General features: G+C 49.7%; 13 protein-coding genes and 1 riboswitch. All 13 genes read left to right on the forward strand.

The genetic code is table 11. The features are described from left to right. Window positions 1-57 precede the first annotated feature (57 nt). The 13 genes from dnaK (at window position 58) to PaeBR_RS08645 (ending at window position 20,713) form a co-directional block, all read left to right on the forward strand. Entirely contained in the window at window positions 58-1,905 is a 1,848-nt protein-coding gene (gene dnaK, locus PaeBR_RS08585; RefSeq protein ID WP_410514419.1) for a molecular chaperone DnaK, read from the forward strand. A gap of 110 nt (window positions 1,906-2,015) precedes the next feature. Next, complete coding sequence (gene dnaJ / locus PaeBR_RS08590) at window positions 2,016-3,137, forward strand: molecular chaperone DnaJ (RefSeq protein ID WP_410514420.1); 1,122 nt, start codon at window positions 2,016-2,018, stop codon at window positions 3,135-3,137. A 187-nt stretch (window positions 3,138-3,324) separates the two neighbouring features. After that, on the forward strand, window positions 3,325-3,696 hold the full coding sequence (locus PaeBR_RS08595; RefSeq protein WP_410514421.1) for a hypothetical protein: 372 nt from the start codon (window positions 3,325-3,327) through the stop codon (window positions 3,694-3,696). Between the two features lie 33 nt (window positions 3,697-3,729). Beyond that, window positions 3,730-3,921 (forward strand): YfhD family protein, encoded by a 192-nt coding sequence (locus PaeBR_RS08600; protein WP_410514422.1) that lies wholly within the window; start codon window positions 3,730-3,732, stop codon window positions 3,919-3,921. 558 nt (window positions 3,922-4,479) lie between these two features. Further along, window positions 4,480-4,647, forward strand: a complete 168-nt coding sequence (locus PaeBR_RS08605; RefSeq protein WP_410514423.1) for a hypothetical protein — start codon at window positions 4,480-4,482, stop codon at window positions 4,645-4,647. 366 nt (window positions 4,648-5,013) lie between these two features. Next, the gene (locus PaeBR_RS08610; RefSeq protein WP_410514424.1) at window positions 5,014-5,388 is read left to right on the forward strand and encodes a hypothetical protein; all 375 of its coding nucleotides are present in this window, start codon (window positions 5,014-5,016) and stop codon (window positions 5,386-5,388) included. A gap of 146 nt (window positions 5,389-5,534) precedes the next feature. Continuing rightward, the gene (locus PaeBR_RS08615; protein WP_410514425.1) at window positions 5,535-6,632 is read left to right on the forward strand and encodes a GntR family transcriptional regulator; all 1,098 of its coding nucleotides are present in this window, start codon (window positions 5,535-5,537) and stop codon (window positions 6,630-6,632) included. A 189-nt stretch (window positions 6,633-6,821) separates the two neighbouring features. Next, window positions 6,822-7,511: an L-ribulose-5-phosphate 4-epimerase gene (gene araD, locus PaeBR_RS08620; RefSeq protein ID WP_410514426.1), complete on the forward strand. Its 690-nt coding sequence runs from the start codon at window positions 6,822-6,824 to the stop codon at window positions 7,509-7,511. Window positions 7,512-7,537: 26 nt separating this feature from the next. Beyond that, the gene (locus PaeBR_RS08625; protein ID WP_410514427.1) at window positions 7,538-9,211 is read left to right on the forward strand and encodes a ribulokinase; all 1,674 of its coding nucleotides are present in this window, start codon (window positions 7,538-7,540) and stop codon (window positions 9,209-9,211) included. 276 nt (window positions 9,212-9,487) lie between these two features. Then, window positions 9,488-10,978, forward strand: coding sequence for an L-arabinose isomerase (gene araA, locus PaeBR_RS08630; protein WP_410514428.1), 1,491 nt, complete (start codon window positions 9,488-9,490; stop codon window positions 10,976-10,978). An 89-nt stretch (window positions 10,979-11,067) separates the two neighbouring features. Beyond that, a complete protein-coding gene (locus PaeBR_RS08635; protein ID WP_410514429.1) occupies window positions 11,068-12,249 on the forward strand; it encodes a sn-glycerol-1-phosphate dehydrogenase in 1,182 nt (393 codons plus the stop codon). A gap of 223 nt (window positions 12,250-12,472) precedes the next feature. Continuing rightward, a riboswitch (cyclic di-GMP riboswitch) is annotated at window positions 12,473-12,565 on the forward strand. A 44-nt stretch (window positions 12,566-12,609) separates the two neighbouring features. Beyond that, window positions 12,610-14,598, forward strand: a complete 1,989-nt coding sequence (locus tag PaeBR_RS08640; RefSeq protein WP_410514430.1) for an S-layer homology domain-containing protein — start codon at window positions 12,610-12,612, stop codon at window positions 14,596-14,598. Then, window positions 14,591-20,713 (forward strand): DUF6531 domain-containing protein, encoded by a 6,123-nt coding sequence (locus tag PaeBR_RS08645; protein ID WP_410514431.1) that lies wholly within the window; start codon window positions 14,591-14,593, stop codon window positions 20,711-20,713. The genes PaeBR_RS08640 and PaeBR_RS08645 overlap by 8 nt, the downstream gene beginning before the upstream one ends. The last annotated feature ends 9 nt before the right edge of the window (window positions 20,714-20,722 follow it).

Consider the following 20,722-nt stretch of genomic DNA (forward strand, 5'->3'; position numbering starts at 1 on the left):
CCACATAGCCATTCCCGGGGAGAACAACTCCCATAAAATTTCAAGGAGGCAATTACAGTGAGTAAAGTTATCGGTATTGACTTAGGAACCACTAACTCTTGCGTTGCGGTTATGGAAGGCGGCGAAGCTGTTGTTATCCCTAACCCGGAAGGCGCGCGTACAACCCCTTCGGTTGTAGGCTTCAAGAAAGACGGCGAGCGTGTTGTCGGCGAAACGGCAAAACGTCAGGCCATCACCAACCCGGATCGTACCATTAGTTCGATCAAACGCCACATGGGTACCAGCCACAAAGAAAACATTGACGGTAAAGACTACTCCGCACAAGAAATTTCAGCGATGATCCTGCAAAAGCTGAAATCCGATGCCGAGGCTTATCTTGGCCAGCCCGTAACCCAAGCCGTTATCACGGTTCCTGCTTATTTCAACGACAGCCAGCGTCAAGCTACAAAGGATGCAGGCAAAATTGCCGGTCTGGAAGTGCTCCGTATTGTTAACGAGCCGACAGCGGCTGCATTGGCATACGGTCTGGAGAAATCCGAAGACCACACTATTCTAGTCTATGACCTGGGCGGCGGTACATTCGATGTATCCATCCTGGAACTGGGCGACGGCTTCTTCGAAGTAAAAGCTACGAGCGGGGACAACCGTCTCGGCGGGGATGATTTTGACCAAGTGGTTATGGACTATCTGGTGTCTGAGTTCAAAAAAGAACAAGGCATCGACCTCAGTAAAGATAAAGCGGCTGTTCAGCGCTTGAAAGACGCGGCCGAGAAAGCCAAGAAAGAGCTGTCCGGTGTGCTGACAACTACAGTATCCCTGCCGTTCATTACTGTCGTTGACGGAGTGCCACAGCACTTGGAGATCAATCTCACCCGTGCCAAATTTGATGAATTGACTGCAAGCCTGGTAGAACGTACCTTAGGCCCAACACGTCAAGCGCTCAACGATGCGGGTATGACTCCTGCAGATCTGAACAGAATCGTGCTGGTGGGCGGTTCCACCCGTATTCCTGCCGTACAGGATGCGATCAAGAAGCTGACGGGTAAAGAGCCACATAAAGGCGTTAATCCGGATGAAGTTGTAGCTTTGGGTGCAGCGGTGCAAGCGGGTGTATTGACGGGCGATGTAAAAGACGTTGTATTGCTCGACGTAACTCCGCTCTCCCTGGGTATCGAAACTGCAGGCGGCGTATTCACCAAAATGATTGAGCGCAACACAACCATTCCTACAAGCAAATCGCAGGTGTTCTCCACTTTTGCTGACAACCAGCCGAGCGTGGAAATTCACGTGCTGCAAGGTGAGCGCCAAATGGCGAACGGCAACAAAACGCTGGGACGCTTTATGCTGAATGATATTCCTCCGGCACAACGCGGTGTTCCGCAAATCGAGGTTACCTTCGATATTGATGCCAACGGTATTGTTAATGTATCTGCAACGGATAAAGGTACAAATAAAAGCCAGAAGATCACCATCACTTCTTCCAGCGGCCTGAGCGATGCTGAAGTAGAGCAAATGATGAAGGATGCTGAGCTTCATGCCGAGGAAGACCGCAAACGCAAGGAATTGGTTGAAGCGAAGAACGGTGCTGACCAGCTTGTATATTCTACCGAGAAGCTCATTAAAGATCTTGGGGACAAAGCAGAGGCTTCCGATGTGGAAAAAGCAAACGAAGCTAAGGAAAAAGTGAAATCGGCCCTCGCATCCGATAACTTGGAAGAAATTAACGCAGCTACAGAAGGTTTGACTGAGATTGTTCAGCAGCTGTCCGCTAAGCTATATGAGCAGGCTGCAGGAGCAGGGGAGGGTGCTGCGGATGGCCAAGGCGCCCAGGATGGCAACTTCAAGAAGGACAATGTTGTTGATGCCGATTATGAGGTTGTTGACGACGAGAAGAATCAAGGGTAACCTTAAACGATACCAGTGCTAGAAGGGGAAGGTCAAAACCGGAGCATCCCGTGTTTTGGCTTTCCTTTTGACTGTAATAGAACAGAGTTAGAAGTGCGGAGGTGAAAGCAGTGGCAGATAAACGCGATTATTATGAAATACTCGGCTTAGGCAAAGACGCTTCGGAGGATGAGGTCAAGAAAGCGTACCGCAAGCTGGCACGCCAGTATCATCCGGACGTGAATAAAGCTAGTGACGCAGAGGCCAAATTCAAGGAAGTCAAAGAGGCTTATGATGTGCTGAGTGACGGACAGCAGCGTGCCAGATATGACCAATATGGACATATCGATCCTAACCAGGGTATGGGCGGCGGCTTTGGCGGCGGCGGAGACTTCGGAGGACTGGGCGATATCTTTGATATGTTCTTCGGCGGCGGCGGACGCCGTGATCCTAACGCGCCTCAGCGCGGCGGGGATTTGCAGTATACGATGACCATTGAATTCAAGGAAGCGGTATTCGGCAAGGAAACCGATATTACGATCCCGCGCACGGAAACATGCGACACCTGCTTTGGCTCAGGAGCCAAACCGGGTACCAAGCCGGAGACCTGTTCCGTATGCCGAGGCAGCGGACAGCAGGAATTTGTACAGAATACACCGCTTGGACAGATGCGTAACAGACGTCCATGCTCTCATTGTAGTGGTACAGGCAAAATCATCAAGGAAAAATGCACCACCTGCAGCGGCAACGGCAAGGTCAAGAAACAGCGCAAGATCCATGTGCGTATTCCTGGCGGCGTGGATGATGGCGCACAGCTGCGTATGACCGGTGAAGGTGAAGGCGGCCATCGCGGCGGCCCTGCCGGAGACCTGTATATTATTATTCGTGTAAAGCCGCATGATTTCTTCGTTCGTGAGAATGATGATATTTTATGCGAGGTTCCGCTTACATTCGCACAGGCCGCTCTGGGTGACGAGATCGAGATCCCGACCCTGACGGAGAAAGTGAAGCTTAAGATTCCTGCCGGCACCCAGACGGGCACCTTCTTCCGCCTCAAGGGCAAAGGGGTTCCGCGTCTGCGCGGCACAGGCCAGGGAGATCAGCATGTCAGAGTGATCGTTGTGACGCCAAGCAAGCTTAGCGATGAGCAGAAGGATCTGCTGCGCCAGTTCTCCTCTCATGATGGAGAACATACGCATGAGCAGGAACAGTCCTTCTTCGACCGTATGAAGCGCGCGTTTCGCGGAGATTAAGGTATAAACCTATTATTTTACCGGAATATGAAGCAGGCTAGGGATCAAATCCTGGCCTGCTTTTTGTTGTGAAAATGGATTTCTGATTCAATGCCGCCCCTGTGCATAATTGTAAAATGAGATAGCCACACTAACTGCAGGTACGCTCCAAAGGCGCTACTCATCTCATCAGAGAGTGGGGATATACATGCCTGAACGAAATATACTTGCATACTTTAAAAGTCCGGAGGAGGCCGAGGCGGTCTCCCGCAAGCTGCAGTCGCTGAGAGTGATCGATATGTCGATCGACCGTTTCGGCAAGTATCCCGGACACGAGAGATACTCGGGAAACAATCCGCTTACAGGAGATATTCCCAGTCTGGCAACCATGACGCTCAACTCATCCATCGACAGCCGGTCCGCCGGCATTCTGGCCTCTGCGGATACAAGCGCCAGCGGGATGAGTGACGGCGGGGATGGGGGTCCGACGGGACGGGATATTTTGCTGACCGTTGTTGTGGACTCCGAATCCTTTGATCAAGCGTTGAGGATCGTTGAGGAAGCCGGAGGAATGATCTGATCCATACATGGCTAGTAGAAAGGGGAATGCGAAGTGGATAAACATTCGAAAATACCTTCTAAGACTGAAAAAATGAAAATGCTGTATGAAGCTAAAGCGGAGGATGTAGAGTTCTCTGCAGCAGAGGCAGATATGGATGATCTAGAGGCACAGGTACGGTCACAGCAAGCGGACAAACGGCAATTGCACGAAATATTGCAAGATGAACAAAAAGAAGTAGACTGATTTGAAAATGTCTAGAGACATGTTCTTTATTTGAGGAAAGTCCCTTAACCCTGAGCTTCACATGGTTATCCAAGGGTGAGGGGCTTTTTTAAATTTAAGGAGAGGACAGAGGGGTTTCCCCTTTCTAATTTAATTATTAGACGAACATGCCGCTCTCGCAACACCCCTGATGAATGAAATAACTCGTTATTTTAGAACAGAAAGTATTCTACGGCTCAACACCATTGCTAATGCTTGATGTTAATCAAGCGGAATATATAAAGGGACATCGATACATGATGTATCGAATACAACAATACTTGACATATCCACTCTGGAGCGCCGAAATGATGTATCGAATACAACAATACTTGACATATCCATTTTGGAGCGTCGAAATGATGTATCGAGTACAACTTTTATTCGCTAAAGCGTCATTACCCGCATTATTTATTGCATTTCATACAACAATTTAGATTTAGGGGGCTTTTTCCGGATCAGCCCCAGAAATAAAACGATACGCTATTATGGATTCTACTCCCGGTGGATAAAAGGGTTGTGTAAAAAACTTGTAACCGCATGGCAGAAGGAAGCGCGGAGATGTATCGTGAAAGCCAAGCGAGTGATGAAATGCAGAACGTGGAGCGAGAAGGTCAAGGCGTATACGGGAAAAGACCCTATGGTCTGTCCAGTAAGGATTCAAGAGCAAGCTTAGAGAGGATGATCCAAGATCTCACCGGATCGTAAACGAAGGAGGACGTCAACTATCTAGGTTTGACGTGCTCGCAGAGCGAAGAACTACCGCTTAGCGTGGTACGGTGATTTTGACAGGATGGATGGACGATGGTGATCCAGAGGTGCCGCCGCAGTTTTCCTGCGAAGCATGCGGAGGGGAAATGTACCCGGAATACTACAAAGGTGTTCATGGTTACGAATACCGGATTAAAACCCCATACCCAATTCCCTTCCCCTGCTCAGACGTATGGGCTTAGACAAGGACCTGAGGCGTAGCCTCGGGTTTATTAAAAAAATATTGCTGTATATTATAAGCCCATATAGTGGGCATTTTTGTGATTCAGCATGTATAATTAAAGGGATAAGCTCGGGGGTGACATGGACACAATGATATTATGGATCGGTCTAGCGGTCGTGGTGATAGCACTAACCTTTTTAAATCAAAAGCAATTATATTCATCTAAGGTAAAGCGGGCTTATCGGGAGCTTCGGATACTTTCGAAAAAAGTCAGGAATGGTCAGTCTGCGCCGGAGGATCTTTCGATGTGGGAGGTTAGTCTGGCTGAGATGGAGAAGCATCCGAACGAATATAACAAGCTGGAATATGAAATTGGGCTTCGCCGCGCATTTGTGATGTATTTAGAACGACACTATCCGCAGGATGTTAGAGTACCTAATTTACAGGAAGCTGCAGCATACCAGAAAGATTCAGTCTGGGGAATTAAAATGGGCGATTACGGCCCCAAAAAATAGGTTCTAATTATTTTAAAAGAGTCTACTCGCCGAACATTCGAATTCGTGAGCGGACTCTTTTGCTATACATAAAATTAACATGTACATACAAGTATCATATGTTATAATAACTTGTATTATTCTATTTCAGTAGCCCGAGGTGTAGCATGACCGATAAACAGAAACCTAAATATATGCAATTGAAGCTGGAGATGCTGTCCTGGATTCAGACGGGTGTGTTGAAGCCGGATGATCAGACTCCCTCAGAGAACGAAATTGCCGCGCAGTTCGGCATGAGCAGACAAACGGTGCGCCAGGCGCTGGGTGAATTAGAGAAGGAAGGCTGGCTGTACAGACTGCAGGGCAAGGGGACTTTCGTAGCCAGACAGGATACACGCCCATTGCAGCAGAGCAGTATGATCGGGATGATGACCACCCATATTTCGGATTATATTTTTCCCCACATTGTGCGGGGAGCGGAGGCGCAGCTGCGCAGCGGAGGCTACAGCATGATGCTGTCCAGTACGGACAATGACAAGAATAAGGAACGCGAGAATCTGGAGCTCATGCTGAGCCAGCCGTTCAAGGGCCTTATTATCGAACCCACCAAAAGCGCGGAAGGGAACCCGAACCTCGGCCTGTTCCTGTCCCTTGAAATTCACAGAATTCCTTTCATAATGATTAACGAGCGATATCCGGAGCTGCATTGCCCCTGCTTGAAGCTGGATGACGAAGCCGGTGGCTTTATGGCGGCAGAACATCTGATCGAGCTCGGTCACCGGGAGATTGCCGGATTCTTTAAAACGGATGATTTGCAGGGAGCGAACCGGCTGAAGGGTTTTACAAGGGCATTCCATAAGCATCGTCTGCCTATAGGTAATGATACTGTAACGCACTATACGACAGAGGAAAAGCAGACAGTTCCTTATAAGGCAGCCTTAAATATGCTGCAGCGTCAGCAGCGGCCTACGGCCTTCGTCTGCTATAATGACGAGCTGGCGGTGCTGCTGCTGGAAGCGGCACGTCAGACCGGACTGAGCGTTCCGGATGATCTGTCCATTATTGGTTTTGATGATTCGTCGCTGGCGACGGCGACCGAGGTGAAGCTGACCACGCTCAGCCATCCGAAAATGGACATGGGGGTGCAGGCAGCGAATATGCTCATCGATATGATGGAGCAGCGCACCGCCGACGCACCCAAGGATGTTATTTATAAGCCGGAGCTTATTGTGCGAGGCTCGACGAAGGCGCTGGGATCGGTATAAAGAAGGCTGGAAAAAGGCAAGCCGGGAAAGTCCGCAGAGAAAGGGTGCGGGCTTTTTTTATGCGTGAAAAAGTTTGTATGTACCAATTTGACTAATTTCTAAATAACTATAGATTAAATGTACGTACAAGTGTATAATGGGGGAGAAAAGCAAGGGATGATCATACCTAAACCCATAGGGAGGATTACGATGTTAGAGTCATTGAAACAAGAGGTATTGGAAGCAAATCTGGATCTGCCCCGCTACAATTTGGTAACGTTTACATGGGGGAATGTCAGCGGCATTGACCGGGAAAAGGGACTGGTTGTGATTAAACCGAGCGGTGTCGAGTACGATCGGCTGACCCGTGATGATATGGTTGTGCTGGATCTGGAAGGCAATATCGTTGAGGGCCGCTACAAACCTTCTTCCGATACCGCTACCCATCTGGTGCTATACAAGGCATTTCCCAATATCGGGGGAATTGTCCATACCCATTCGCCTTGGGCGACGGGCTGGGCACAGGCGGGCAGGGGCATTCCTGCTCTCGGTACCACGCATGCAGATTATTACTTTGGCGAAGTTCCTTGCACACGCGCAATGACAGAAGAAGAAATTAAAGGCGCTTACGAGCTTGAGACGGGGAATGTGATCGTCGAGACGTTTGCGAACCTTGATCCGGATCGAATTCCAGGCGTGCTTGTGCACTGCCATGCTCCTTTTAACTGGGGCAAGGATGCCCATAACGCCGTTCATAACGCAGTTGTACTTGAAGAAGTGGCGAAGATGGCTACGCAGAGCTACCAATTAAATCCGGACCTGCAGCCGATGAGCCAGCACCTTCTGGACCGTCATTTTCTGCGCAAGCACGGAATCAACGCTTATTACGGACAAAGCTAACAACTATATAAAAGGAGAATTCGCACATGAGTAAAAAATATGCAATCGGCGTCGATTATGGAACCCAATCCGGGCGCGCCGTACTGGTTGATTTGGCAGATGGAACAGAAGTTGCTGACCATGTAACCCCATACCCGCATCACGTGATAGATGAGACTTTGCCCGGTACCGGTAAAAAATTGGAATATGACTGGGCGCTTCAGCATCCGGCAGACTACATCGAGGTATTGAAACGCTCCGTGCCTGAGGTAATCCGTGAATCCGGCATCGATCCTGCGGATGTAGTGGGATTGGGTATTGATTTTACCGCGTGTACTATGCTTCCGGTGAATGAGAATGGAGAACCTCTCTGCCTGCTTCCGGAATACCAGGAGAATTCGCATAGCTGGACCAAGCTGTGGAAGCACCACGCCGCTCAAGATGAAGCCAATGAAATCAATCGCATCGCTGCTGAGCGTGGTGAGAGATGGCTGCCGCGTTACGGAGGCAAAATTTCCTCCGAGTGGATGATGGCCAAAGTATGGCAAATCCTGAATGAAGCTCCCGAAATTTACGAGGCTGCCGATCAGTTTCTCGAAGCTACGGACTGGGTCATTTCGCAACTCACAGGCAACATAGTCCGCAACAGCTGCACAGCAGGTTATAAAGCGATTTGGCACAAGGCAGACGGATACCCGGACAAGGAGTTTTTCAAAGCCCTTGATCCCAGGTTAGAGAATTTGACGGATACGAAGCTGCGCGGGGAAATTGCTCCACTTGGAACAAAGGCCGGGGAGCTTACAGCGGAAATGGCTGAATTGATTGGCCTTGCTGCCGGAACAGCGGTAGCCGTTGGTAATGTGGATGCGCATGCGGCCGTACCGGCTGTGGGTGTGGTTACACCGGGCAAGCTCGTTATGGCGATGGGCACCTCGATCTGCCATATGCTGCTTGGCGAGACCGAACGTGAAGTTGAAGGCATGTGCGGCGTTGTGGAGGACGGCATCATCCCGGGCTATTTCGGATATGAGGCGGGCCAATCGGCGGTTGGCGATATTTTTGAATGGTATGTAGAGGAAGCTGTTCCGTCCTATGTGACTAAGGCTGCTGCTGAGGAAGGTGTAAACGTTCACGAATGGCTGGAAAAACGGGCGGCGGCATATAAGCCGGGTCAAACCGGTCTGCTGGCCCTCGACTGGTGGAACGGCAACCGCTCCGTACTGGTGGATACGAACCTGACCGGCTTATTGCTGGGCTGTACGCTTTTGACGAAACCGGAAGAAATCTACCGCACACTGCTTGAAGCGACCGCCTTCGGTACCCGTAAAATCGTGGATGCTTTCCATTCGAACGGCGTAGCTGTTGATGTATTGTACGCCTGCGGCGGACTTCCGCAAAAGAACCGTCTGCTTATGCAAGTCTATGCAGATGTTACAAATCGCGAAATCAAGGTGGCCGCTTCGAAACAGACTCCGGCTCTGGGTGCAGCGATGTTCGGCGCAGTTGCAGCGGGCGCAGACAAAGGCGGATATGATTCCATTGTGGATGCGGCAGAGAAAATGGCCCGTGTACGTGAAGAATCCTACCTGCCCATACCGGAAAATGTAGCTGTCTACGAGAAGTTGTTCCAGGAATACTCCAGACTGCATGATTATTTCGGCCGCGGCGAGAACGATGTCATGAAGCATCTTAAAGCCATTAAGGAAGAAGCGACACTGTAGTATTTTCATATACACATCTAAATAAAACGAACAAAAGAATTATATGATAAAAAGGTGAGAGTATCGGAGGGGAAGTTTGGAACTGTAGGAGCGATAGCGACCGCCTTTGTCCCCGGATGTTTACCGCAGCAAGCGGTCTGATCCAAAACATCTGGGGATGGGCAGCGGCCGGAAGTCCAAACATTCCCCGTAGTTACGGGTAACACCCCATAGCATAGGTCAATATCTTTAGTTCATCTTATCTATCATCCATTCATATATTTAGGAGGAGATTATATGTTAACTATTAAACCTTATCAATTTTGGTTCGTAACAGGCAGTCAGCATTTGTATGGCCCGGAAACCATTCAAGAGGTAAACGATCATTCCCGCCAAATTACGGAAGGTCTGAATACGGATGAGTCCGTTCCTTTTGAAATTGTGTTCAAGCCGGTTCTGACCACAGCGGATGAAATCCGTAAGATGGCTATTGCTGCTAACAGTGATGAAGCTTGTGCCGGTATCATTACCTGGATGCATACCTTCTCCCCGGCCAAAATGTGGATTTCAGGCCTGTCTCAGCTGCGTAAGCCGCTTTTGCATCTGGCTACCCAGTTCAACCGCGATATTCCTTGGGATTCCATTGATATGGATTTCATGAATACGAACCAATCCGCTCATGGTGACCGTGAATACGGCTTTATCGGTGCCCGGATGGGTATTGCCCGCAAGGTTGTAGTTGGATATTGGGAAGATGCCAAGGTCAGATCACGGATCAGCGGGTGGATGAATACTTCGGTTGCTTTTAATGAAAGCCAAACGCTGAAAGTAGCAAGATTCGGTGACAACATGCGTTCCGTAGCTGTAACTGAAGGAGATAAGGTTGAAGCTCAGATTAAGCTGGGCTGGACTGTTGACGGATATGGGGTCGGGGATTTGGTGGCACGTGTGGATGCGGTTACTGAAGCTCAGGTAGACGATTTGATGGCAGAATACGCGGAGGCTTATGATTTTGCCCAAGGCGGTGAAGGGGATGGCCCAGTTCGGGAATCTATCCGCTATCAGGCCCGGATCGAGATCGGACTGAGAACCTTCCTAGAAGAAGGCGGTTATACAGCATTCATTACTACTTTCGAAGATTTGCACGGACTCAAGCAGCTTCCGGGTCTTGCAGTACAGCGCCTAATGGAGCAGGGTTATGGGTTTGCGGGTGAAGGCGACTGGAAGACAGCAGCTCTTGTTCGACTAATGAAGATTATTGCCGGCAACAAAGGAACCTCCTTCATGGAAGATTACACCTACCATCTGGACCCGGCTAATGAGCTGGTGCTGGGCTCGCACATGCTGGAAGTTTGTCCGACGATTGCCGTGGATAAGCCAAGACTGGAAGTGCATCCGCTCGGTATCGGGGGCAAGGAAGATCCGGCCCGTATGGTATTCAATGGACGTTCCGGCGCAGCACTTAATGCATCCATTATCGACCTGGGCAACCGATTCCGCCTGCTTGTAAATGAAGTGGAAGCTGTGGAACCGACGGAAGCTATGCCGAACCTGCCGGTAGCGCGTGTGCTCTGGAAAGTGGAGCCAAGTCTTAAAGCGGGTGTGGAAGCATGGATTCTTGCCGGCGGTGCGCATCACACAGGGTTCTCTTATGTAGTAAGCATTGAACAGCTACTCGACTTTGCCGAAATGGTTGGCATCGAATGTGTGGTTATCGATAAGGATACGAACACACGTGCATTCCGCAACGAGCTGCGTCTGAACGATATCGCCTGGAAGCTTGCCTAATCGTATAAATATTTCAGAAGAAACGGGTACCGTCCTCGATCAGGTGCGGTACAGCCGTTTCTTCCTATATGGGGAGGAAGGAATTTTATATGTCCAACATACTGGAGAGAATTCGGGCCGCAGCAGCGGAGATGGATGGGGGGTCAGCCTCTGCCCTTCCGCAAGTGATTGTTGTCGAGTCAGGTGCAGTGAAACTGGTTGTACCGTTTATCTCGGAGAAAGGTTGGCAGGCACCCCTGCTTGTTGCGGATGAACATACGTACAAGGCTGCGGGTGAGAGGGTGAAGCTGGTAAGCGAGAGTTCAGGCATCCCGCTCCAACTAACTCTGATTCTGCCAAATGCGCAGGGTGATGTGATTGCGGACGAAGCCTCGGTGGTGCAGGTTCTTTTGGCCATACAGCATCATAAAAGTGATTCTGTCATTGTGGCAGGTTCAGGGACACTGCATGATATTGCCCGCTATGCAGCATACAGCGCAGGAATCCCGTTCGTATCCGTTCCGACTGCGCCTTCAGTGGACGGTTTTACCTCGAATGGATCGCCGCTTATTATCCGCGGTAACAAGATTACAATTCCTGCAGCCGGTCCGGTGGCTATTTATGCCGATACGGATATTTTGCGGGAAGCACCCGCGGCGATGATTGCTGCCGGGTTCGGAGATATGCTGGGCAAATACACCTCATTGTTCGATTGGAAGTACGGGCGACTGACGGCGGAAGAGCCATACTCAGCTGTGGTAGCAAGCATTACGGAACAAGCGCTGCTCGCTTGTGTAAACCATGCAGAAGAAATCGGCGAGCGGTCCGAACGCGGGATTTCCGTGCTGACAGAGGCCTTGATAGAGTCCGGCCTGGCCATTCTGCTGTTCGGACAATCCCATTCTGCATCGGGGGCGGAGCATCATCTGTCCCACTATTGGGAGATGGAGTACATTCGTACAGGCAGAAGACAGCTGCTTCATGGAGCCAAGGTCGGCGTTGCCTGTGCGGAAATATCAGCCCTGTATCATGAGCTGGCGAATAGTGTGGAGTTGGAGGGCGTCGGGCAAGGGGAGGCCGTGCGCAAAATGATCGGGGAACTTCCGCAGCGTGAGCGGATTCGGGAGCTGCTGCGAACCGTTCACGGGCCGTCAACCATAGTTGAACTCGGGGTAGATCAAGAGCTGCTGCGCAGAAGTCTCGCGGAGGCTCATCTGATCCGCATGAACCGGCATACCTTGCTGCGGGCGCGTAACGAGGGGAAACTGGGCGCTGGAACTAGGGAATCATAAACAATTATTATCAAACAAAAAGACAAACCGCCTCATTTCTACAGGTTTCTACCGTAGGGAGGGGCGGTTTTTAGTTGTGAGAACTACTTATTACCACAAGGGGAGGGGCTTTGTCGTTATTTTATGAAAATACTATGGTAATAATATGTAGAACTGTGTATAATTTTGGAAGCAGCAAGACTTATTGACTATACATAAAGCACTATTAATGGGAAACCAAGTGCTTGAACAAAGGCAAACCCGTACGAAAGTCGGGGACGCAAAGCCACGGGCCTACCGTCATGATCAATCATGACCAGGCAGCCGGGTTACTCAAGAGGCTTGGTTTTTTTGTTGTTATTTTTAAGGGGGAGAAACATGATGAGCGTATCGAGAAAATGGATGGTTGGGTTACTAGTCGCAGGATTAATGGTAGGAGTAATCCCTGTAGTACAGAAGGTATCAGCGGAAACGGTCTATACCTACAAAGACGAATTATCTACGTTTACTGTCGAGGGAAGTAATGTTCAGATGTTCGGGCCTCACGTAGTTTGGCGGTCCAAAGCCGCAAATTATGCGGGGCAAATCTATTACGGGAATAAGGATACTAATACAACAGTTGCAATAACTAAGCACGGTAAACTCACGGATACGCCAGCCGTAGGTGTTAATGGAAATGGAGATCCAATAGTCGTATGGGCGGATAAAAGAGACCTAAGCGGCGGTGCCAGTAATTTTAACTGGGACATTTATAGCTACAATGTCAAAACGCGGACCGAAAAAAAGCTGAATGTAGATGTAGGGGAGCATGTTACCCCTTCCATAGAAGGTGATTATGTGGTCTGGCAGACAAACCCTAAATACGAGATGCATTTATATAACTTGGCAACCGGTATAGTGAAAGACCTGGGATTAGGACGAAACCCGGTGATCCGAAACGGACGTATTGTCTACAAAGGTGGGATGGACGACGATCTATATGAATACGTCATATCATCCGAATCTAGCCATAAAATTCTTGATCTACCTTATACCTCTTACGTGGAGCGCTTTGTATTCAATGGAAAAGAAGTCCTATGGAAGCAGCGTGATCTTGATGGGTACGGAAAGTACACGTACCTAGATCTGGAAGTAAACAATCCCCTGCCGATTGACTTGACGCCACCGGTGGCGCAGAGCAGGAACGAGTATATAGAAATGAGCATTTCGAACGGATCGGCTGTCTGGTTGGAAGCTACCGGGGACAAGGCGACCGTGCGGGGTGCGGATCTACAGACCGGTAATACATATAGTTTGGGTGTTATTAAGTCGTCTCAGTTCATCGGCTTTAATGGAGAAGAGTTTGAGCTAGTTAACGATAACCGTCTGGTTAGCCGGGAAATCGTGAGAAGTGAAGTCAATGCTCCGACAACAGCTGCACCTTTGGCGGAAGGGGAACTTATAGGCCCTAACGGAGGAGTGATGGCAGGTGGAAAATCCATACAGCTCGTGTTCGAACCGGGGACGTTCGGTAAGGATGCAAGAATTGAATTAAACAAAAGCACAACGATTCCAACCATCCAAACTAAAGGTATGACTTGGCTCGGTACCGCATGGAAATGGACTTCTGATATAAAGCTTGTTAAACCTGCTTCGCTCACCTATGAATTAGAGCAATCTCTTGCAACAGCCAATCGTGCCAATCGGACGGGTATTTACCGATATAACGAGGAAACAGGTCAATGGATCTATACCGGCGGAACATTCGATACCTCCTGGCGTACGATCCGAACTCAGGTTCAAGATCCGGGTGTGTACGGAGTGTTTGTTTATGAGCCTTCATTTACTGATATAAAAAGCCACTGGGCGAAGACAGAGGTGGAGGTATTGGCATCCAAATGGATCGTAAACGGTATGAGTATGAATCGATATGAGCCCGGCCAATCCGTTTCGCGTGCCCAATTCGCCAAGATGCTCGTTGAAGCAGCAGGTTTCAATGGACAAACGACGGGAACCGTATCTTTCAAGGATGTACCCGCTGGTCACTGGGCATCGGATGCAATAGAGTACGCAGCTGCGGCGGGTTGGATCAAAGGTTATGAAGGAAGTTTATTTAAGCCGAACGCCTCCATTACTCGTGAGGAGATGATGGTTATGTTGACAAACGCCGCCTCTCTGCGCAAGGAAGAGCAAAGTGAAGTTTTGACCTCTTACTCCGATGCTGGAAAGGTCCATTCATGGTCTAAGTTGTCCGTGCAGGCTGCCCTTAAGAGTGGTCTTGTACAGGGGAATGGTGATCAGTTAAATCTTGGGGCTACATGTACACGAGCTGAAGCCGCAGTTGTTATTTACAGATGGTTAGTGAAGAAAGGGGTGATTTTCAATGGATAATGATAGGCCACAGAAAAGCGTATGGAGAAGGGGGAATCGTCTTGGACTGATAGGGAAATGCATACTAGCATTTCTGATTGTCCTGACCGGATTGCCATTATTGCCGAATCAAGAGCTCCCGAGGGCTTATGCGGAGACCTCGCTTCAGATCAGTCCAATTACCCTCAGTTCAGTATACGGTGGACAGACGCGGGTGAATTTTAGATTCGACGATCCGGATCCAACAGATAACACGCAGGAATCGCATGATACAGTCATCAGTTTAAAACGTAGCGGTTCCACTGTGGCAACGCTGAATTCTAATAGTTATCCTACCGAAACGAGTAACTACTATTATTGGAACGGACTGATAGGCAGCAACCCAGCACCGGAAGGCGACTATCAAATTCAAGTCACGCCAACCCGTTTTCCCAATAACGGCAATTCCGGGAGTGTACAGATTCTCAATCCTAATCCACCGCAGCCCAAAGGCTTGGAGATAATCCGAGACCCGGAAAGCGGCAAGTATATTATCCGCGGCATTGCGGAGATCGGCACCAAGGTAGAGCTTAAGATGAAACTGATTCAGAGGGTTCGCGACAATACGACCTTCGATGACGAAAAAGTGGAGACCCTCGTTACGGGAGTTCCCGTGAAGCCGCGAACCTCATCTTGGGCACTTAACATACCTGCGGATGCTTCCTATTTCACGAATTTTCCGGAACGATCCGATAATCCACCGGCTAAATATATCGGAGAGTGGGAAAAGCAAATAGAGCTTCCGGCTTATAAAATTGCGGAGATTCAAGCCTTTTCTATAAGGGATTTTGATAGTAAACGTTCGACAGGCTCCGAGAAGTTGAATGTGCTTAAATACACTGCTCCTGCATGGGGTATTAACTGGGCCGTCGTAGCCAGCTATTATTATGGTGTAGATGAGAAAGATGCAATCGTACAGATGATCAGTGAAATTGCCAAATTCAACGGCTTCCCGGTCGAGGACTGCAACGATCAGGTCTGTTATGGTCCAATTGATGAGGGAGTTAACCTATGGATTATGAACCCGAAGCATGCAGGTGAAATCGGTCACGAGGATGACGACCGGATTCAAGAGGAGTATGCGAACCGGAACGGACATCCGTTGCCGGCAGCGTTCGATCCAGTCAACTTGGCTACGGGAGATTTTGTTTTCAAGCAGACAAACATCAGCTTACAAGCAGTCATGCCGCTTGACATGTCCCTTACCTATCACAGCCGAGACAAGTATGACGGGGATTTTGGGGTTGGCTGGCATCACTCCTATGAGCGGAAGCTGGAATTCAGAGAAAACGGAGTGCTGTATGTTACATCGCCGGAGGGTGCAAGTTACCGTTTTGACCCGATTGCCGGTGGTAAATATGAAGGGCCGGATGGTTTATACGATACCCTCGTCCGTAATACCGATGGTTCCTATACGCAGCAAACACCGGATAGAATTTCGTATACCTATCGTAAAGATGGTAAGCTGTACCGGATTGAGGATGCGAACGGGAACAGAATTCAGCTGTCCTATCATGGCAGCTTGCTAACTGAGATTGCCACAGATGGTGCGAAGCTTACCCTTACGTACGGATCGGGAGGCAAGATCACCCGGGTAACCGATCACACGGGCCGATTCGCAAGCTATGAATACGATGCTGTAAATCATGACTTAACGGCTATGATTTTGCCGGATAGCGGCAGAATTACCTATACCTACGATGAGAAGCATCGCATGACAGGCATCAAAAACCCGAATGAAACTTCGGAGCTGATTAATGAATACGACGAACAGGACCGGGTTGTGCGGCAGCAGGATTTTGCCGGAGTTTGGGGCGATATGGAGTACATCCCGGATTCCAAGAGGACGGTAACAACTGACGCGCTTGACCGTAAAACGGTATACGAGTTTGATGAGCGATACCGCAAAACATCGGTTACCTATGATGATGGTACGGTTGAAAGGTTCTTATACGACAAGAACGACAACATGATCCGGATGACTGACCGCAATGGTTCAGAATGGGAATACCAGTATGATGGAAGCGGCAATCTGATCCGCGCACAGGATCCGGAAGGCTATCAGACGGAAATCCGGTACAACGTCTTCAATCTTCCGGTAGAGTTCATTGATCCGCTCGGACGCAAAACGGCACTGACCTATGATGGGAAAGGGAATCTGACCTCCATCACCGATGCGCTCGGAGGCGTGTCCAAAGTCACGGTGAACGGCAAGGGAGTTCCGGAGTCAATCATTAACGCCAATGGCGAGCAGACATCGATAGAGAACGACTCGTACGGATTTGCCAGCCTGATTACGGACCCGCTCGGCAATCGGCAGGAACTGGTGCGTGACCCGCTTCACAGGGTTAGCGAGATTGTCGATGCGCTTGGGTACCGTACGAAGCTTCAATACGACCCGAGGGACCGGGTGACGGCACGCATTGATGCGTTAGGACACACGGAGCGGTATGAGTACGATAAGGACAGCAATCTTATCAGTTACACCGATGCTTCCGGTTCCCGAACCTCATATAGTTATTCAAGCTTTGGCATGCTCGCGTCCGAAACCGATGCACTGGGCAACACCACCCGTTACACCTATGATGCGGTGGGGAATAGGATCAAGCAGACGGATGCGGCAGGCTCGGAGACGGTTTATGAGTATGACTCCAGCAATCGGATGGATTCTATTACCGATCCGGAGGGGAGTGTCAGCACTTATGAATACGATGGCAACGGAAATGTAATTCTCGTAAAACAGCCCAATGACGGCAGTGTCCGGATCGAATATGACCGCCGAAATCTGCCGGTGAAGATGACCGATGCGGCAGGCGGCGTATCCACCTTCAGTTATGATGCGGCAGGCCAACTGACCCAAGAGACAGATCAGCTTGGGCACAACGTGCAATACGCCTATGATGCACTGGGACGATTGACTGAGGAAACGGACGCACTAGGCCAAATTACATCGTATGGCTACGACGAAGCTGGCCGATTGACCCGGACGGTGAAGCCGAACGGTGCGGAATGGAAGCTCGATTATGATGCCCGGGGCATGTTGGTCAAAGTAACCGATCCACTGGGGCAAACGTCGACAATGAATCGCGACGAGCTGGGCCAGGTAACCGGATTGACCGATGAAGCCGGCAAAATCACGTCTTATCAATATGACGCGCTTGGCCGGGTAACGAGACTCGTGGACCCGCTGGGACATGCGACGGAGCTAACCTATGATGCCCGTGGACAACTCACGGGTCTGAAGGATGCCAAGGGACAGTCGACCCAATATGGTTACGATACCCTGGGCCGCCTGCTGGAGGTCACGAATGCGCTGGGTCATACGACAGCCTACAGGTATGACGCGCTGGGCAATATTACATCCAAGACGGATGCTTTGGGACGCGTCACCACTTATGATTATAATCGACGCAGTGAACTGGTCCGTGAGGCTGGTCCCTTGGGGCGTATAACGGCTTTTGCCTACGACAGTATGGGCAACATGACGGATCTTACATCGCCCGACGGCGCGCTGACCCGTTACGCTTACGACAAGTTGAACCGATTGACGGGCATTGCGTATCCGGATGGAAAACAGGTCGGTTACGACTATGACGCTGCCGGCCGTAGAACGCGGATGACGGACGAACTGGGAACGACAACGTATGCATACGATGCTCTGAACCGTCTTACGCAGGTCACCGATTCCAACCGGAAAACGATTAAGTATGAATGGACGGCAACCGGTCAGCGGAGCCGAATCGAATATCCGGAAGGCACTTCCGTTACCTATCAGTATGACCTGCTGGACAGAATGACTGGGGTGACGGATATTGAGGGCAGGACCACGACTTATACCTATGATGCTCGCGGGTTGCTTACCTCCAAGAAGCTGCCAACCTTAGGAGAAAGCACATATTCTTACGACGACGCAGGTCAACTGCTGGAGCTGAGACATAGTAATCAATTCCAGAAGACTCTGGAGCAGTTAACGTATTCATACGATCCTGTCGGCAACCGTATAGGGATTGAACGTAAATCAGACGGCAACGATGAAGAGGATACCGACGGCAATGACAGTGAGGATCGAATCGTAACGGATTATGCTTACGATGCACTGAACCAACTGGTAGAGGTGCAGACACAAAATTCAATATCCACCGATCTTCCTGCAATCACCCGCTACCAGTATGACGCGGTAGGGAACCGGATGCAGAGAACAAGCCAGTGGGGCGAACTGTCGGAAACCGAGTCCTACGCCTATGATGAAGCTGACCGTCTTACACAGCTGACAACCGGAAGTGAAATTAATGACTATCGGTATGACCCTCGCGGAAATTTGCTGGAGGTTCTGCAGAAGCACCTGGATCTGCCGGAAGTTACAGCACTGACAGGTGATAAGGAAAGTTCTACAGTTGTAAGTGATGTCTATGAGGCGCCGTCCGGGACGACCGCTGCGGATACGGGCGCTGACCCTCTGCTCCACGCCGACGAGACGGATCCGCTGCTTGCTGCCCGGGAAGCAGAAGATTGGTCGGAAGCGGAAGTTATCGAGCAATATGTGTGGAACGGGGCCAACCGGTTAACAGGGCAAACCAATGCCAAAGGCGACATTACCCGCTATGCCTACGACGGCGATGGGAACCGGATGAAGATGACCATTGATTACGCCCATGGCGGTTCAGGTAAAGGGAATGGCAAAGGGAACGGAAATGGTAATAGCGGTAAAGGAAACAGCAACGGTAATGGCAATGGAAACGAAAACAGCAACGGCAATGGCAATGGTTCGAATACCTGCAAAGTGGTACCGCCGGGCTTCATTCCACCGGGCCTAGCCAAGAAATGCGGCAATGCGGATGAGGAGTATCCGGACCTGCACCCGGGTGGACCGCGCGACGGGTGGGAGAAGCAGTTCAAGAAAGAGCATTGGGAATTGAACTTTACCAATGACGTAAGCCTGGCATTGCCCGAACTGATTGAGGTTGCGGAAGCGGACAGCAGTAAATGGAAGCAGACCTACGTGTACGGGGCCGGCGGAGAACGTCTCAGCATGACCTATGTTCCAGCCTACGATTCCAACAACGGCTGGGAGCCGACTCCTGGTGCAGGAGGAGCTGAACCGGGTGTGCAGCCGAAGACCCTGTGGTACATGCAGGATGCGCTCGGCAGCACCCTAGGACTCGTAGAAAAGGACGGGCGCGTATCCTCACGCTACCATTACGACGAATTCGGCGTGCCGCTGGACGCGAAGAAGTTTGATCTCAACTGGCCGGGGCCGGATAACCTGTTCGGTTACACGGGACTGGGTTATGATTTTACCAGCAGCAATACGTATGCCAGAGCGCGGTATTATAAGCCGGAGATTGGTAGGTTTATAAGTGAGGATACGTATAAGGGGGACTTGTGGAATCCGCAGAGTCAAAATGAATTTACGTACGTTCATAATAATCCATTATTGTATGTAGATCCGAGCGGACATTTTTTGGATGTAATTGCTGATATAGGATTTATTCTGTATGATGCATACCAGTATGTTAATGATCCTTCTTGGGAAAATGCGGGTTACCTTGCTCTTGATATGGGGGCGGCTTTCGTTCCCTTTGCAACAGGGGCTGGTGCTGCGGCAAAAGCTACGGTACATGCAACAAGTGATGCTATCAACCTAGCAGAAAAAGTTGCAGTGATTGGAATAAAAGCGATAGACGATCTTTGGGCGTTGGCTCCTTTTGAGAGAGGTAAAGCTATAGATAAATTGTTAGGGAATAATCTAGGTATGACTTTCCCAACATTTGATAGAGCAGTTGGAGATACACTAATCAGTATTAAAAGTGTTGACCCAAGATTAGCTTCTTATAATAAAGGGAATTATTTTTATAATTCTATTAAGTCAAATATAAATGACATCGTAAAATCTGATGGGAAATTTTTTGGTAAACAGCGGTTCTATGATGGTAGTACTGAACTTTTGGATTTTGATGGCACTGAGTGGAAGAAAAAAGCTTTGAATCTAGCCCTTCCAAATGTTAATCTTACTAAGTCTCAGCAAAAACAACTTGAAAAAGCAATTGAGTATGCTAATTCTAAAGGAGTAGAGTTTATGATAACTATTGTAGATTAAGGAGGCCCT

It is taken from the genome of Paenibacillus sp. BR2-3 (assembly GCF_046529485.1).
GTDB lineage: Bacteria > Bacillota > Bacilli > Paenibacillales > Paenibacillaceae > Paenibacillus_AQ.

Coding starts and splice junctions, on each gene's coding strand:
- PaeBR_RS08615 (WP_410514425.1), top strand. CDS start 5,535: ATGACCGATAAACAGAAACCTAAATATATGCAATTGAAGCTGGAGATG.
- PaeBR_RS08635 (WP_410514429.1), top strand. CDS start 11,068: ATGTCCAACATACTGGAGAGAATTCGGGCCGCAGCAGCGGAGATGGAT.
- PaeBR_RS08595 (WP_410514421.1), top strand. CDS start 3,325: ATGCCTGAACGAAATATACTTGCATACTTTAAAAGTCCGGAGGAGGCC.
- araD (WP_410514426.1), top strand. CDS start 6,822: ATGTTAGAGTCATTGAAACAAGAGGTATTGGAAGCAAATCTGGATCTG.
- PaeBR_RS08645 (WP_410514431.1), top strand. CDS start 14,591: ATGGATAATGATAGGCCACAGAAAAGCGTATGGAGAAGGGGGAATCGT.
- PaeBR_RS08605 (WP_410514423.1), top strand. CDS start 4,480: ATGGCAGAAGGAAGCGCGGAGATGTATCGTGAAAGCCAAGCGAGTGAT.
- PaeBR_RS08625 (WP_410514427.1), top strand. CDS start 7,538: ATGAGTAAAAAATATGCAATCGGCGTCGATTATGGAACCCAATCCGGG.
- araA (WP_410514428.1), top strand. CDS start 9,488: ATGTTAACTATTAAACCTTATCAATTTTGGTTCGTAACAGGCAGTCAG.
- PaeBR_RS08640 (WP_410514430.1), top strand. CDS start 12,610: ATGAGCGTATCGAGAAAATGGATGGTTGGGTTACTAGTCGCAGGATTA.
- PaeBR_RS08610 (WP_410514424.1), top strand. CDS start 5,014: ATGGACACAATGATATTATGGATCGGTCTAGCGGTCGTGGTGATAGCA.